14 protein-coding genes and 1 pseudogene are annotated in these 14,732 nt (G+C 65.1%); 7 read left to right on the top strand and 8 right to left on the bottom strand.

Going from position 1 to position 14,732, the window contains the following annotated elements:
* Positions 1-34 precede the first annotated feature (34 nt).
* Complete coding sequence (locus ABZW16_RS26175; RefSeq protein WP_354958689.1) at positions 35-1,357, top strand: MFS transporter; 1,323 nt, start codon at positions 35-37, stop codon at positions 1,355-1,357.
* Position 1,358: 1 nt separating this feature from the next.
* Here ABZW16_RS26175 and ABZW16_RS26180 read toward each other — a convergent pair whose 3' ends face one another.
* Complete coding sequence (locus ABZW16_RS26180; RefSeq protein WP_354958690.1) at positions 1,359-1,733, bottom strand: VOC family protein; 375 nt, start codon at positions 1,731-1,733, stop codon at positions 1,359-1,361.
* 118 nt (positions 1,734-1,851) lie between these two features.
* Here ABZW16_RS26180 and ABZW16_RS26185 point away from each other — a divergent pair, with 118 nt between their 5' ends.
* From ABZW16_RS26185 to ABZW16_RS26205, 5 genes are all read left to right on the top strand, one after another.
* A complete protein-coding gene (locus tag ABZW16_RS26185; protein WP_354958691.1) occupies positions 1,852-2,253 on the top strand; it encodes a nuclear transport factor 2 family protein in 402 nt (133 codons plus the stop codon).
* Positions 2,254-2,695: 442 nt separating this feature from the next.
* Positions 2,696-4,330 carry a hypothetical protein gene (locus tag ABZW16_RS26190; protein WP_354958692.1) on the top strand — a complete coding sequence of 545 codons (1,635 nt, stop codon included), beginning with the start codon at positions 2,696-2,698 and terminating at the stop codon, positions 4,328-4,330.
* Positions 4,331-4,527: 197 nt separating this feature from the next.
* Positions 4,528-5,829, top strand: coding sequence for a glycosyltransferase 87 family protein (locus tag ABZW16_RS26195; protein WP_354958693.1), 1,302 nt, complete (start codon positions 4,528-4,530; stop codon positions 5,827-5,829).
* A gap of 16 nt (positions 5,830-5,845) precedes the next feature.
* Positions 5,846-6,364, top strand: a complete 519-nt coding sequence (locus ABZW16_RS26200; protein WP_354958694.1) for a M14 family zinc carboxypeptidase — start codon at positions 5,846-5,848, stop codon at positions 6,362-6,364.
* A 206-nt stretch (positions 6,365-6,570) separates the two neighbouring features.
* On the top strand, positions 6,571-6,867 hold the full coding sequence (locus ABZW16_RS26205) for a hypothetical protein (RefSeq protein ID WP_354958695.1): 297 nt from the start codon (positions 6,571-6,573) through the stop codon (positions 6,865-6,867).
* On the opposite strand, the gene ABZW16_RS26210 is transcribed toward ABZW16_RS26205, so the two are convergent.
* Together ABZW16_RS26210 and ABZW16_RS26215 are read right to left on the bottom strand one after the other, a co-directional pair.
* A complete protein-coding gene (locus ABZW16_RS26210; RefSeq protein WP_354958696.1) occupies positions 6,864-9,155 on the bottom strand; it encodes an Rv1355c family protein in 2,292 nt (763 codons plus the stop codon). The two genes, ABZW16_RS26205 and ABZW16_RS26210, sit on opposite strands and share 4 nt — an antisense overlap.
* A 609-nt stretch (positions 9,156-9,764) precedes the next feature.
* Positions 9,765-11,198 carry a cytosine permease gene (locus ABZW16_RS26215; protein WP_354958697.1) on the bottom strand — a complete coding sequence of 478 codons (1,434 nt, stop codon included), beginning with the start codon at positions 11,196-11,198 and terminating at the stop codon, positions 9,765-9,767.
* Positions 11,199-11,453: 255 nt separating this feature from the next.
* Here ABZW16_RS26215 and hutC point away from each other — a divergent pair, with 255 nt between their 5' ends.
* Positions 11,454-12,209 carry a histidine utilization repressor gene (gene hutC, locus ABZW16_RS26220; protein WP_354958698.1) on the top strand — a complete coding sequence of 252 codons (756 nt, stop codon included), beginning with the start codon at positions 11,454-11,456 and terminating at the stop codon, positions 12,207-12,209.
* Positions 12,210-12,244: 35 nt separating this feature from the next.
* Here hutC and ABZW16_RS26225 read toward each other — a convergent pair whose 3' ends face one another.
* The 5 genes and pseudogenes from ABZW16_RS26225 to ABZW16_RS26245 form a co-directional block, all read right to left on the bottom strand.
* A complete protein-coding gene (locus tag ABZW16_RS26225) occupies positions 12,245-12,967 on the bottom strand; it encodes a Mut7-C RNAse domain-containing protein (protein WP_354958699.1) in 723 nt (240 codons plus the stop codon).
* Between the two features lie 43 nt (positions 12,968-13,010).
* Positions 13,011-13,601 (bottom strand): hypothetical protein, encoded by a 591-nt coding sequence (locus tag ABZW16_RS26230; RefSeq protein WP_354958700.1) that lies wholly within the window; start codon positions 13,599-13,601, stop codon positions 13,011-13,013.
* A gap of 3 nt (positions 13,602-13,604) precedes the next feature.
* Entirely contained in the window at positions 13,605-14,108 is a 504-nt protein-coding gene (locus tag ABZW16_RS26235) for a F0F1 ATP synthase subunit B (protein ID WP_354958701.1), read from the bottom strand.
* A gap of 6 nt (positions 14,109-14,114) precedes the next feature.
* Positions 14,115-14,372 carry a F0F1 ATP synthase subunit C gene (locus tag ABZW16_RS26240; protein WP_040687366.1) on the bottom strand — a complete coding sequence of 86 codons (258 nt, stop codon included), beginning with the start codon at positions 14,370-14,372 and terminating at the stop codon, positions 14,115-14,117.
* An 87-nt stretch (positions 14,373-14,459) separates the two neighbouring features.
* Positions 14,460-14,591: pseudogene (locus tag ABZW16_RS26245) on the bottom strand (F0F1 ATP synthase subunit A); the annotation flags it as partial.
* Positions 14,592-14,732: the final 141 nt, after the last annotated feature.

Raw genomic sequence — 14,732 nt, forward strand, 5'->3', positions numbered from 1 at the left:
GACTCCGAACCGGATCCGGGTCGAGAGTGCGCGGATGGGTGGAACGACCGAGGTGTCCCGCGCGACGTTGCGCAAGGTCACGATTCGTTTGGTGCCGTATCTCGGGCTGTTGTATTTCATCAACTACCTGGATCGGGTCAATATCGGATTCGCCGGACCCAGCGGGATGAAATCGGATCTGGGACTGACCGAAACGGCGTTCGGATTCGCCTCCGGCATCTTCTTCATCGGCTATCTCGTATTGGAAGTGCCGAGCAATCTGGCACTGCACCGGTTCGGGGCGCGGCGCTGGATCGCCAGGATCATGGTGAGCTGGGGTGCGGTCGCCACCGCCATGGCGTTCGTGCCCAATGAGACCTGGCTCTACATCCTGCGATTCACGCTGGGTGTGGTCGAGGCCGGATTCTTCCCCGGCATCCTGCTGTATCTCACCTATTGGTTTCCGCAGACCCAGCGCGCCAGAATCGTCGCCTTGTTCATGACGGCGGTGCCGATTTCGACCGCAGTGGGTTCGACGGTATCGAGTCTGATCATCCAGTACGGCGACGGTGTCCTCGGACTCAGCGGTTGGCGTTTCATGTTCCTGGTCGAGGGACTGCCCGCGATCGTGCTCGCGGTCGTCACCTGGTTCTTCCTCACCGACCGACCCGCACAGGCAAAGTGGCTGACACCGGCGGAAAGGGACTGGCTGACCGCCGAACTCGACGCCGAGCAGGCGGCACGCATCGAACACTGGACGGTGCGCAAGGCGCTCACCCATCCGCGTGTGCTCGGCCTTGCCCTCATCTATGGCGGCATCGTGTACGGCCTGTACGCGCTCGGGTTCTTCCTGCCCACCATCATCACCGGATTCCAACAGCAGTACGGCACCCACTATTCGGTGGTGCAACGCGGGCTCATCAATGCGGTCCCATATGTGATCGGCGCCGTTGTCATGGTGGTGTGGAGCAGGCACGGTGACCGGACGGGCGAGCGGGCCTGGCATGTGGCGCTGCCCGCGCTTGTCGGCGGGCTCGCGATTCCCGCGGCGCTGTATCTGGGCAATCCCTTCGCCGCAATGGTCGCAGTCACCGTATGCGCGGTCGGTGTCCTCGCCGCGCTGCCCACCTTCTGGGCGCTGCCGAGCACATTCCTCTCCGGTGCCGCCGCGGCTGGCGGTATCGCCCTGATCAATTCGATCGGCAATGTCAGCGGGTTCGTCGCACCGTACGTGACCGGCGCGTTGAAGGATCTGACCGGCACCCAGCGCGCCGGACTGTGGGTCGTCGGCCTCGCCATGATCGGCTCCGCCGTCGGCGTCCTCGCCTTGCGATCCCGAATCCGCACCGCGCCAACGGATTCGGGAGTTCGGCGCTGAGTCAGCCCGCTCGCTCGGCCGCACTCCGCTCGACGCAGAACTCATTGCCTTCCGGATCCAGCAGCGTGACCCACCCGAGCCCATCGGCGCTGCGATGGTCCTCGTAGAGCGTTGCGCCCAGGTCGAGGATCCGGTGCAGCTCTTCGTCACGGCTGCGTTCGGTGGGCATCCAGTCGAAGTGGATCCGGTTCTTCACCGTCTTGTCCTCGGGTACTCGGATGAACAACAGGCCGGGAACTCCGGACGGTGATTCGACCAGGGCCTCGTCGGTGCCCGGCCCGTCCTCCTCGGCTATCGGCCATCCGGTGACAGCACTCCAGAACGTCGCAAGTGCATACGGATCGGCGCAATCCACGGTCACATGGCGAAGGATCATCCAACCGAGCGTAGCCATCCAGCCTCGCCCTGTGCGCGGGTCGGCGAGCCACTGCTGTGCTACGGATCACCGGCCTTGCCCTCTGGTTGATTTAGAATGATCCTTCTAATATGGGCTCATGAGCAATCGAGATGTAGTCGACAAGTTCTACAAAGCAACGCAATCCGGTGATGCGGCCGCGATTCTGGCGGCGCTGCATCCGCGCTTCGAAGGCTGGGTGGCCCCGGGGATGCCCAGCGTCAAGGTCACCCAGGCGCATGGCCCGGAAGCGGCACTCGCGGGCATCTGGGGGCCGGTATTCCGTGACTTCGCGATCGCCCCGTTCGCCGAGGAGTGGTTCGACGGTCAGTACGACACCGTCATCGTCACCGGCCACTATCGCGGCACGGCCCGCGCCACCGGCAAGCATGTCACCGCCGAATTCGCCCACATCTGGCATATTGCCGACGGCAAGCTGCTCGCCCTGCATCAGTACACCGACACTTGGTACTGGCGCGAGGCGCTGTCGGCCGCGGCCTGATCGCAAACTTTCGCGGCCACGCAGCAGCGGGATGATGGCCGCATGTCAACGGATCTCGCCGCATTCGTTCGTGGCCTGCCCGAGGCGGAGATCCGAATTCGTCTGACCTATCGACCGGTTGGCGGCGACACGCCCGACCATGTCGACACCCCTTGAATGAACCGACTGGTCGGGCTGTTTGCTGGCGGCAAACATTCGGTTCGCAGTGCGCCGAGGCCGCTCAACCGCGTGGTCATCGCGTCGCGGGGCGGCGTCCGCGAGTACTAAATCGTCGTTGAATCGAAACCTGCTATGCGTGTGTCGCGCGCGGCGCGCCGCGACTCAACCCAGCGACGGCAAATTGACAGTTTCGCTGGCAACGGTACATCGACTATGAATGTCTGGTGCCGTTCCCACGCGTGATCATTTGTCCGCCGTTGAATCTCTCCCGCGGGGAGTCGATTTGACCATCGAGCATCATCCCATCGAGGACGAGGTCGGGCAGCTCGCGAGGAGGGTCGAGCGGGCCCGAGGGCGATTGGCCTATCAGTTCGATCCGGCGCTGACCGAGGCGCTCTCCGAGGACGAGCTGGTCGCCGAACGTGAGCTTGCGGAAAAGATTCGCGGCGAGGATCGCGCGCAGCGATGGAAACAGGTTCAGGCCGCGGCCTCCGCGGCCGACCGCGCAAGGCATACCACCGAAGCGATCGAGAAGGCCGATATCAGAGATCTACTGGTAGCCCGCAAGGCAATTGCGGCACAGCGGCGAGAGTCGAGCCCGCATGCCAAGCTGGCGTCGCTGTACCGGCATCGAGGATGGTCACTGCGCGCGCTGGCGGGTGTGGTGGCGGCGGGCATGCTGTGGTCCGCGGTCAATGTGCAGCACAATATCGCGCCGGGCGGGCCGGGCGATCCGCTGTACTGGTTCAGCTATCTCATCGAGGCGATGATCAGTGTCTGCCTGATCATCATCATGATCGGCACCAATAAGGTCGCCGAATGGGGTGTCATCGATAACCGCCGACAGGTCGCCGCGGCCGAAATCGCCCTGCTGACACTGACGGTCACCCTCAACACCTACCCGTACCTGCGCGACGGGGAATGGTATGAGACCGGTGTGCACGCGGTCGCGCCGGTCATGATCGGTGTCGCCCTACTCATCCACGATGCGGCGAGCGCCCGCTACGGCCTGGCCATCTACCGGGCCACCGAGCAGGTTCGCGAGTTACCCGATCCGGCCGAGCAGATCCGGGAAAAGCTCCCGACGATCACCACCTACCGCGCGAATGCGCTCGCGGCCCTGGTGGCGTCGGAATCGGGTAAGGGGTCCGCGGAGTCGGTCCAGGTGTCCCGAGCAGCCACCGCGAACCAGGACGCGGAGCTGGAAGTCGAAGCGATCGTGGAGGCCGAAGAGGCCGAGGTCGAGGAGCCGGCCGAAACGGCTGAAGGGGAAGACGCTGCCGCACAGGGTGATCCGGCCACCGTGGCCGAGGTCGATCCCGATACGCGCCGAGCGGCGAGCAACGGCAATGGCCGCGCCGGGGCCGAGAACGGCAGTGCGCCGGGCAATTCGGCGCCGACGGCACCGGAGCAGCGGGCGACGCCCGCCAAGCCCGACAGCCGCCCCGCGGTCGCCAAGGAACCGGTCGCGCCGGTGGTCTCGAAGAACAACCCCTTCGCTCCGCCATCCGACCAATCGGGCGCCGTGGCCGAGACTGCGCCCGTGCCCAAGGTCGAGAGCCGACCGGCGAGCCCGCAACCTGCCAAGGCCGCCGCCCGCAAGGCGGCACCGGCCGCCGCCGAGTCCGCTCCCGTCTCGGAGGGCAAGCCATCGGTGGTGTCGGCGTTGCGCAGGAACAGTTCGTCCTCGGCGGTATCGCGCAAGACCAGCTCGCTCGAGGGGCGCAAGGACAGCAGGTCGACCGAGAACACCCGGGGCAAGGGTAACGCGCCCGCCGATCCGGATCCGCACCTTCAGGTCGTTCGCACACCCGATATCCACGACACCGGACAGTTCCGCATCGCCGAGATGCTCGAACAAGAACTTGCCGAACTACAGGCGGAGCGCAGGCGGGCCAGGGCGAGCAGACAACGATGACCTCGGCGCTTGCCAGCCCGGGAGACTTCGGGGCATGATGCAGGCTCGGGTCATTAGGTACGTTAATAACTGGCGACCGCTGCGTGCATCAGGTGTGGGAACGAAGGGATGGATCGGTCCAGTGATGAGGTCTTACCACTCAGCAGGATCCAGAACCATTAGTTCCGCGTCGGCGCTGTCGCTTTCATAGCGCAGCGGTGCGAGACACCCGGAAGCTGGAGTTTCCGCGCACGGGCCCAGCGATATACATCCTCGCCGGGAGCGCCCTGCTGTCGGCGATCCTGCTGTTCACCACCATCGATCCCTTCCTGGACAAGGGCGGGTTCTTGGTCGGCGGGCTGGACGTGCACATCTATCGGGACGGTGCGTTCCGGATCGTGCACGATATCCCGCTGTACACCGAGCCGACCATGCGCGGGCTGCTGTACACCTACACGCCGTTCTCCACCATCGCGTTCGTGCCGATCTATTTGGTCCCGTGGGGGTACGTCACGAACACCTGGCTGGTGTTGAACCTGGGCGTGCTCATCGGCTGTGTGCTGCTCAGCTGGCGGCTGCTCGGGTACCGGATCACCACTCGGCTGGTCGTGATCAGTGTCCTGCTGGCGGCCACCTGCGTGTTCATCGAACCCGTCCGCCAAACGCTCTACTTCGGGCAGATCAACCTGGTGTTGATGCTGCTGATCCTGTTGGACGCGCTGCGCGACGACTACGGGAAGGTGCGCGGCATCGGCGTCGGACTCGCGGCGGGGATCAAACTCACCCCGATCTACTTCGTGGCGTACTTCGTGGCTCTGCGCCAATGGCGTTCGGCGATCACCGCATGCCTCACCTTCCTCGCCTCCATCGCCTTCGCCTGGGTCATCCTGCCCGCCGATTCGCGGGAGTACTGGACCTCGACGTTCTTCCAGTCCAATCGGATCGCGGTGGATACCCACCCGGCCAACCAATCCATTCGCGGTGTCATCGCGCATCTGCTGGATCGGCCGGCGCCGGTGTGGCTGTGGCTGCTCGTCGCGGGGTCGATCGCGATCGCCAGCCTGGTCGTCACCACGGCGCTGTATCAGCGCGGTGAGCGGCTGCTGTCGATCACACTGGCCGGGCTGACCGCCTGTGCGGTATCGCCGTTCTCCTGGGGACACCATTGGGTGTGGTTCGTGCCGCTGCTGGTCTATCTGGTGCACAAGGCTCGGGACAATTGGCGCTGGTGGGTCGCGGCGGCGGTGCTGTTCGCCGCGACCGCCGCGTGGACCTATCACTGGAGCAGAACCTGGGTGTCGATCGGGGTGTTCCTGCTGCCTCCGTGGTGGCCGATCACCAAGGTGCTGATCAACGGTTACGTCATCGCCTTCCTCGCGGTGCTGATCGGCGCCTGGATCCACCTGCGCCGCGGCGGGTGGTCGGCGCTCAGCGAGCGATCGGCCGAGCGCTCGATCCGGTTGCCACCGCTGCGACGTCGCGACCCCGAATCCCCTTCTTGCCCAACTCCTTGTCCATGACCAGCGCCGGAACCCGGTGCGGGAGGCCGGGTTTGCGGAACAAGCCGAAGCTATTGCTGTTCGCCCAGATTTACGCCGCGAGATCGCGACCGCCGAGCTGATGTGGCGCTGGGTCGACTACCTCGCCGACGGCTACGGTATCGACCCCGAGGCGACCTCGGTGCTCGACAGCACCGAGATCTCGATCGTGCAGGTTGCCGATCCGGACGGGTACTTCTTCGGAAACTTCGTGATCGCGGGAGCGCAGACCGCACCCGAGGACGGTGTCCGACTGTGCAATCTGGCCGCGAAGATCGCACCGGCCACCTCGGGCACCTCCCTGGGCACCGTCGGCTACCCGACCTCGGGAACCAGCATCGACCGGGCCTACCGCTCGCTGGGGGTGGCGGCGCTGGTCATGGAGATCGGCCTGCGCGCGGCGGACCGCGCCGGATTCTTCCCGGAGTACTCGTGTGTGGATCGGTTGCTGTGGCCACAGGTCGGGCAGGTGTTCACCGCAGCGGCAGGGGCGGCCGCCGCGCTATACCGCCAATAGGGCAAAGGCTTTGCGTTCTCTTTACCAGCGGATTCCCTTCGCTTTCAGCCCGAAATCGATCCTTGCCGGGCACGTCAAGCGGAGTTACCTTTAGCTCCTGCGCCGCGAAGCAATCCGGTTACCCGAAGATTGCTACACCCGCTCCACGGGAGGTTACTTCGATGTCGCACGAACATATTGCTCGGCCGGGCCGGAGGTATACCGCAATGACGAAGAAGAGGACGCAGCCCGCGCCCATGTTCAAGGTGACGGTGGTCAACGCCATTCACCAAGATGTCGATGGGTACGGCGACAGATGGGTCGCCACACTGGACCACGAGAATATGCGGGTCGACTGGATTGCCGCGGCGGTCGCCAAGGATGCGCGGACGGTCCGGGTCTGGTGCGATGACTGTGGGGCCAGCGTTCACCTGTGCCCCGAAATCCGCGAACACCTTCCGGCGGATGTGCGCAAAGCGCTCGCTGCCGCATGGGAGCACTACCACCCGACGTACCACGCCTAGACGAATTCGAGTACCTGACACAGCGGACGACGCACTGAGCGCGCCGTCGGCGGTCCCGCGTAGGCGAGCCGGAACAGCAGCACCTCGGCATGATCCGGCCCGGTTTCGAACAGCCGTCGATAGCGGTCGCGCAGCTCCCGGAGTTCGGCCTGTTCGTGCCTGGACAGACCGTTGCCCCCGCCGCGCTCGAGTCGGGCGAAAAGGTAGGGCAGCGCCGTCATCGGTTGCAGCGCAATGCCTTCCGCCGTCGCGGTGAGCCACATCCGCTGCATGGCGCGACCGCCACGCAGATAGCTTTCGCGTGACACACCGGGCACCGTCAGCAGCCCCACCGCGGCGGCGCTCGCCACCGTGCCGCGGGAAAGGTCTTCCAGTGCCCGTCCGCCACCGATGTCGGCGAGGCACTGCGCCACGCGCCACTGACTCAGCAGCCGCAGTGCCGCGCGTTCGGCCGCGGTGAGTTCTACGGTGGCGATATCGAGCCCATAGGGTTTGGCCCGTACCTCCTCGGGCGTCCATCGGTAGCCGCCCATCGCGTCGCGATGCATGGCCCGGTTCAGCAGGCCGATCCGGTCGCCCGCCCCGATCAGCGCGCCGATTTCGGCCAATTCCGTTCGCTCGCAGCGCAGTTGCAAGTGACCGCCGGATTCGGTACAGACCGCGGCCAGCGATTGCGCCACCCCCGCACCGAGCGGGCGTCGGGTATCGCGACGCCGATTGGTGATCCGCGCCGTGATCTGCGCGACGAGCGGCGAGGCCTCGAATTCCGGTGCGGCGGACAGTTCGACCGTGCCGACGAGGTGGGTGTCATTCGGCCGCGGCCAGGTTCGGATCCGCGTGCGCAGACCGAGATGTCCGGCCGCCAAGTCGATATTCTCGAATAGCGCGCCGAAGGCGACCCAGGTTGCGCCGTGTGCGAAGTCGAGGCTCGGCAGGTCGCGGGTCGGGTCGTGGCGGCATTCGAGGATGGCGTCGTCGCGATGCCAGGTCAGCGCCCACGGCTGGGCATTGTGTGCGGAGGGCGCCAGCGCGCCCATGGCCGCGATCCAACGCGCCGTCTCGTCGGACACAGTGCCGCGCTCGGCCGGTTCCGGTGGCAGCGGCGGGGCCGCCTGCGCCTCGTCGGCGATCGCGAATAGTGGTGTGGCGGAGACCGGTTCGTGATGGGTTCGGTGCCTCGCATCGATCAGTTCGGCCGGATCGACGTAGTAGCGTCCCGATCCGACCGGCTCGCCGAGCAGCAGTCGCCGCGCCGCATCTGCGACTATTGCGCCGCCGAGTGCCACCCCCGAGGCGAGCTGCGGCCAACTGCCGATCGTCTGCCCGACCTCGGGCAGCGACGCCGCCGCGCGGGTGCTGAGCCGGTCCGCGTCGAGGATTTCGAGGACGAACGGGACCTTGTCCGCTGCGCTGAGATCGCGAAGCTCTTCGGCCCGTACCGAACCGAGCAGACCGTGGAAGATGGGCCGATCCGCTTCGACATCGAAGCGTTCGATATCGAGCAGGCCGCGATCGCCGGTCTGCATGATCACCGGAATGCCGTGGATGCGCGCCCGCTCCCGGAGCAGCACCTTGGTCGGCAGATCATCGCATTGCTCGACCAGCAGATCGAGACCACCGCCGCCGAGCAGGAAGTCGTCGATGGCCTCCGGCCGAATTCCCCTCGGACACAGTTCTATTCGCAGATACGGATCTATCTCGAAGAGCTGCCGGGCGGCGATGACGGTCTTCGCTATGCCGAGGTCGGCCACGCGGGCGCGGATGCGGTTCAGATTCGACAGGCTGAGACGGTCGAAGTCCGCGATCTTGAACGAACCGCCGATCCCCTCCTGTGCCAGGGTGAGCACCGCGGCGTTGCCGACCGAAAGCCCGACCACACCGATCCGCATGCGTGCGAGCCGCTGCTGTTCCGCCGGAGTGATGCAGTAGCGGTTGCGATCCGTGCGCACCTCCCGAAACTCCGTCTCGGGCAACACATGGACGAGATCGCCCGACCACGGATACCACACCCACCCGCCGTACTCCGTGGGTTCCTTGCCGTTCAGATGCCGATGTGCGCGCCGGTCCACTTCGGCACGCGAACAGGCGGGGTCTCGCGCGGAGATGAGCTGACGCAACTGTTCGCGAACCGTGTCATGTACTCGTTGCACGGTCATGGCGGCCAAGAGCGCGGATAATGCCGACCGGTCCCGCTCCAGGGCGAGATCGAAATGAATTGGCCGCCATTCAGAAATGTCGCCCTTCTTACTCGCGAGCTCACGGAGACCCCGGCCCAACTCGTTGCGCAAAACCCCTCCCGGTAGGTACGTGCGGATCCGTCCTACCAAGGTCTACACCCGACTTGTCGGTAACTAGTTATGTTTGAGCAAGCCGCAATCAGCCGAATACCTCTGTCCCGAATCGTCACCGCCGATTGGCAGCCCGCCCTGCCCGCTATGCAGATCCCTGCTCGTCGCCACACGCCCAGCCGCGATTCCATCTGCCGTGCAGAGCATTTCCCTCGATCAGCCCAACCAGGACACCGGCCCGTCCGGCACACAGACCGCGATCACCGCATACGAGCAGTCACACAAACTCTGCCGCCCATAGCGCCCGCTGGCATTGACGTCGCGGCAGGCGGTCTATTCTCCGCCGCAAACATCAGTCCTCCCTACTTGGCTCAGCCTCGTGCGAACAGCTGAGCAATGAGCCGAGAATGCGCTGGTGCATGCGCACTCTCGGCGTCTACCTGCTCGAGCGCATGGTGATTGCTTGTCCAAGGGAGCTTGTGCTCCGCTCCTGGGGCATCGGCTGGGTGCGGTGCGTCCTGCTGGAAGCCTGATCGCATTCCGGCCGAGGTCGAACCCGGCCCCGACGCATTCGTGGCGGAACTGCGTGGGTTGCTCGGCTGACCGGGCTCAGGACACGCGGGTTGCCATGGTGTCGGCGGGATAGATCATCCGGTCGGGCGGATTGCTGGTGCGCCGGGCGAGAGGGTAGTAGATGGCGGCGGTGAAGGCGATGCCGACGATCCAGGAAATATCGGCGCCGCCGAGCATTTCGGTGACCGGGCCGGTGTAGAGCTTCTGGGCGAGGAATGGGATCTGGGCCAGAATGCCCAGTGTGTAGCAGGCCAGTGCGGCGACGTTCCAGCGTCCGTAGCGGCCGTCGGGATCGTAGAGCGCCGGGATGTCGATGCGCTCGCGTGAGATCAGGTAGTAGTCGATCAGATTGATCGCGCTCCATGGGGTGAACACCATGAGCAGCACCAGCACGAAATTCTTGAAATTGTTGAGGAAATCGGCGCTGGCCCCGACCGCGATCAGCATCGACACCGCGGTGAAGCCGACGATATAGGCGGTTCGCGCGGCCTGTGTGGTGTGCGAACGACCGTTGAACGCCGTCACCGAGGTCAGGATGGACATGAACCCGCCATAGGCATTGAGACAGTTCACCGTCAGCTTGCCGACCACGATCACCAGGTAGATCAGCAGCGCGATCGCGGACGGGCCGGCGAGATCGCCGATGAACCCGACTTGATTGCCGAGGAATGCCTTTCCGGCCACCGCGGCCACCAGCGCGCCGAGCGTCATCGCCCACTGCGAGCCGAGTACGCTGCCCGCAAAGGTGGACCAGAAGGTGGTCCGCGCACTGGTCGAGCGGGGCAGATAGCGCGAATAGTCGGCGACGTACGGTCCGAAGGTGAGCTGCCAACCCGCGCCGAGGGAGATCGCGAGGACGAAGGTCGCGATGTCGAAGGATTTGGCCCCGACATAGGCGCTGACGTCGTATTCGGCGAACAGGCGAATGGTCAGGTAGGTGAAGCCGATAATGCCGACCACGGTGGCGATCCGGCCGATGATGTGGATCAGCCGGTAGCCGGTCACCGCGACCACCGCGGTGAGTGCACCGAAGACGAGGATGCCGACCGTCGAATTGTCCACGTGCAGAATCTTGTTCACGGCCTGACCGGCCAGTACCGTGCCGGTCGCGGCGAAGCCGAGATACATCACGATCACCAGCAGCAGCGGCAGCACGGCGCCGAGGACACCGAATTGGGCTCGGCTGGAGATCATTTGCGGCAGACCGAGTCGCGGGCCCTGTGCGGAATGCAGGGCCATGACGATGCCGCCGAGGATATTGCCCAGGAGCAGGCCGATGATCGCCCAGAGCGCGTCGGCCCCGAAGACCACCGCGAGTGCACCGTCGACGATCGCGGTGATCTGCATATTCGCCCCGAACCACAGGGTGAACTGACTAAGCGGGGTGCCGTGGCGCTCGGCATCCGGAATCACTTCGATGGTGCGGTGCTCGATCTGGAGTCCGGTGTCGAATTCGTCATTGTGCGGCATGAATCCGCCTTCCATCAAGAGAAGGGGAGCAGCGGCGACAAGTGCGGTGCGGGGAGGACCCGGTGTGCGCGCTCGGTCTGTGCTCTGGGCCATAGAGGCTGCCCAGATGCATAGTCCTGTATATACAAGTGGCTGTCAACCGGAACGGATAAGGTGGCGCGCAGACGCTGCGGTCCGAGCGACGGGCCCGGCGGTGGTTTGCGTGACCACAGCGGACCCACGCGGCCGCCGATCAGAGACCGAGAGGTGGTGGCGATGAACCGCCCCGTGGGCGATGCAGACCTGGCGGTCTTGTTCGCGGCGTCCGGACCGGATTCGGCACCGGCGTACGAGCGGATCAAGAACCTCATCCGCACGCAGATCGCCGCCGGGCGCTGGGCCGCAGGCGATCTGCTGCCCTCGGAGCATCAATTGGTCGACGCACTCGGGATCTCGCGCATGACGGTCAACCGCGCGCTGCGCGAACTGGCCGCGGCGGGTGTGGTCGTTCGGATGATGGGCGTCGGCACCTTCGTCGCACCCGCGAAGGTGGCCTCGCCGCTGTTCGAGGTGCGCAATATCGCCGACGAGATCCAGCAGCGCGGCCACCGGCATCGCACCGAGGTGATCTTCCTGCGCAGCGAATCCGTTGATACCGACAATCCACTGCTCGACGACTGGCCGGCGGATACGGTATTCCATTCGCAGCTGGTGCATTTCGACGATGACGTACCGATCCAGTTGGAGGACCGCTACGTCAATCCGGCCGCGGCCCCCGGCTACCTCGACCAGAATTTCGCCGATATCACCCCGAACCGCTATCTCAGCGAGGTCGCGCCACTGGTTCGCGGCGAGCATGTGGTCGAAGCGGTGCAGGGCAGTCGCGAGGACTGCGAACTACTGCGGATCCGACGCACCGAACCCTGTCTACAGATACGGCGGCGCACTTGGTCCGCCCATACGCTGGTAAGCGTTGCGCGGCTGGTGCACCCCGGCTCGCGCAGCCGCCTCGAGGGCGCATTCGGCGCCTGATCCGCTGGCGGCGAACGCCGCTGGGCCGAGGTGTCTCAGGTGCCGAAGTTTCGCACGGCATGCGTCACGATCGCGTCGAGGCTCGCGTGATGTGCACCCTTCCAATAGGTTCGGCCGCAGTCGACGCACTGCGCGAAGGCTTCGTAGGTGCGTTCGGTGTCGTCGGGGAGTTGCCCGCGCAGGGTCTGTTTATCGGTCACGCGGAGAAAGCCGTTGCAGGCCGTGCAGCGGGTCCATGGCGCAAGCGGTGGTGCGAAACGCGACAGCACATCGTCGAGCTGTTCGGTGGGGCGATGGCTGTAAATGTATGCACCCGCGAAGATTTCGCGGCGCCGCAGTAGTCCGCGATCGCGGGAGAGCAGGATGCGGTGTTCGAGCGCCGAGCGCGTGGCCAGTGCCGCATCTCCGATATCCGGCTTCTCGTAGGCGGCGTCGATGCCCAGCAGGCGCAACCGTCGCGCGAGGGTCCCGAGGTGGATATCGAGCAGGAATCTCAGCGGTTCGGCGATGTGCTGGGGGCGGACCACGGCGCGCACCGAGACGGCCTCGCCGTCGGCAGGCAAATGGGCTGAATCGACCGGGCGACCGTCGACCAGCAGCGCTCCCACCTCGGTGAGCGGCACACCGAGCGACTCCACGATGTGCCCGAGCGTCGAGCTGCCATCGATCCGTACGGCCGAGCGACCCGCGCGCTGTGCTGCGGCGACGAACAGCCGCAGCTCGGGCGCGAAATCGACCGTGATCTGCGCAGTGGTCACGCGGTCAGCATGCCAGGGCACGCGGTCCGGCGACCATCTGGTTTCACAATGCCCAGGGTTGGGCGCGGCGGCGAACCGGCGGTTCCGCGTTGGCCATGGCCTCGAGGTCTTCGAGGAATTTGTCGATGCTGTCGGCCGCCACATGGGTGGAGCCGATTTCGTAGCGGACCTTCTCCTCGGTGCTGTCCAGCACCGTGTCGATGAGATCGGCCTTGAGATCGCGGATGAGCTGGGTGCGCATCTGGGCGATCTGGTCGCGGCCCTGGCTGCGGACCCGGGCGACCTCGGCATCGGCGAATTCGCGCATCTTGGCGACGATGCGCTCGGCATCGATGCGCGCGTCCTCGCGGATGTGCTCCAGTTCGGCCTGGGCGTCCGACACGGCGTTGTCGTAGGCCCGCTTGGCCTCGACGAGTCGCTTCGCCGCAGCATCGTTGTCGTCGAGCTGCTTCTGAATATTGTTCTGCGCCTTGGCCATCAGCCGCCCGATTGGCGGTGCGATGTATTTGACCCAGATGAAGACAATGACGGCGAAACCGAACAGCTGGCTGAAGAAGATCGGCCAGTCGAAGGTGATGTGGAAAATGCCGGAGTCTTCGGATGCCGCGGCGAGGATGCTAGTGGTGAGGTTCATTGTCTACGCTCGCTCTGACTGGTGGCCCGCGCTGGAACGGGCGTGCCGATCCTTGATGCCGAGCACACGATCGGCCAATGTCTCGGCGAGCGGTTCGACAGTCTCACGCAGCTCCGCGGCCACCTGGTCCGCCTGGGCCCGCAGTTCCGTCGCGGACTCCGCGACGATCCTGTCGGCCTCTTCCTGCGCCTCACTTCGCAACTGCTCGAGGATAACTCGGCCCTCGGCCCGTGCTTGATTTCTGATCCCGACCGCTTCACTGCGCGCCTGCGCGACGGCCGCCTGATACTTTGCTTCGGCGTCGGCGAACAAGGCTTTGGCTTGCTTGTTGTCGACCGCGGTCTCCGCGACTCTTTCCTCGCGTTCCGCCAATACCTTGCGTATCGGCGGAACGACGAACAGCCACATGACCCCGAGCACGATCAGGAAGATCAAAAGCTCGACGAAGAATGTGCCGTTGGGAATGAGGAAATTCCCCTCGGCAACAACATCCGTTCGCGGAGTCATACTGCGTTACTTACCGGGAGTAGCGAATACGAAGAGCGCCATGAAGGCCAGATTGATGAAGTACGCCGCCTCGACCAGACCGACGGTCAGGAAGAAGTTACCGCGGAGGCGACCCTCCGCTTCCGGCTGACGGGCAACGCCGTTGATCAGCGCGGCGCCGGCAAGGCCGTCACCGATACCCGCGCCGATGGCGCCGCCGCCCATAATGATGCCGCCGCCGATGAGGGCGCCCTGGACGATGGCCGCCGTTGTTGCGTCTGCCATTTTTCACTTCCTGTTCTGTTACCTGAGCTCGATCGGCGGCGCCGATCCGTTGTTGTTTCGAGCGACAAGCAAAGCAGTCGCTGGTGGTTAGTGTTCGTTCTCCAGCGACATCGACTGACTGAAGTACAGGACGGTCAGCAGGGAGAAGATGAATGCCTGGATGGCTCCGACGAACAGGTCGAAGAGTTTCCAGATGGCATTCGGACCCCAGCTGATCCAGCCGTCGCCGGAACCGCTGCACGGCGAGCCGGGAGCCGATGAGTACGCCGTTCACGTTGATATCCACCATCCGCGCGGTCATCGCGGGATCCTCGTCGGTCCAGGTACAGCGGGTTCCAGCGTTGCGGTGTCACCCCCATG

The organism is Nocardia sp. NPDC004604 (assembly GCF_040609795.1).
Lineage (GTDB): Bacteria > Actinomycetota > Actinomycetes > Mycobacteriales > Mycobacteriaceae > Nocardia.

Bases quoted from the DNA above. Each gene is read 5' to 3' on its own strand.
- ABZW16_RS26175 (WP_354958689.1), top strand. From the start codon at position 35: ATGGGTGGAACGACCGAGGTGTCCCGCGCGACGTTGCGCAAGGTCACG.
- ABZW16_RS26180 (WP_354958690.1), bottom strand. From the start codon at position 1,733: ATGATCCTTCGCCATGTGACCGTGGATTGCGCCGATCCGTATGCACTT.
- ABZW16_RS26185 (WP_354958691.1), top strand. From the start codon at position 1,852: ATGAGCAATCGAGATGTAGTCGACAAGTTCTACAAAGCAACGCAATCC.
- ABZW16_RS26205 (WP_354958695.1), top strand. From the start codon at position 6,571: ATGACGAAGAAGAGGACGCAGCCCGCGCCCATGTTCAAGGTGACGGTG.
- ABZW16_RS26215 (WP_354958697.1), bottom strand. From the start codon at position 11,198: ATGCCGCACAATGACGAATTCGACACCGGACTCCAGATCGAGCACCGC.
- hutC (WP_354958698.1), top strand. From the start codon at position 11,454: ATGAACCGCCCCGTGGGCGATGCAGACCTGGCGGTCTTGTTCGCGGCG.
- ABZW16_RS26230 (WP_354958700.1), bottom strand. From the start codon at position 13,601: ATGAACCTCACCACTAGCATCCTCGCCGCGGCATCCGAAGACTCCGGC.
- ABZW16_RS26235 (WP_354958701.1), bottom strand. From the start codon at position 14,108: ATGACTCCGCGAACGGATGTTGTTGCCGAGGGGAATTTCCTCATTCCC.
- ABZW16_RS26240 (WP_040687366.1), bottom strand. From the start codon at position 14,372: ATGGCAGACGCAACAACGGCGGCCATCGTCCAGGGCGCCCTCATCGGC.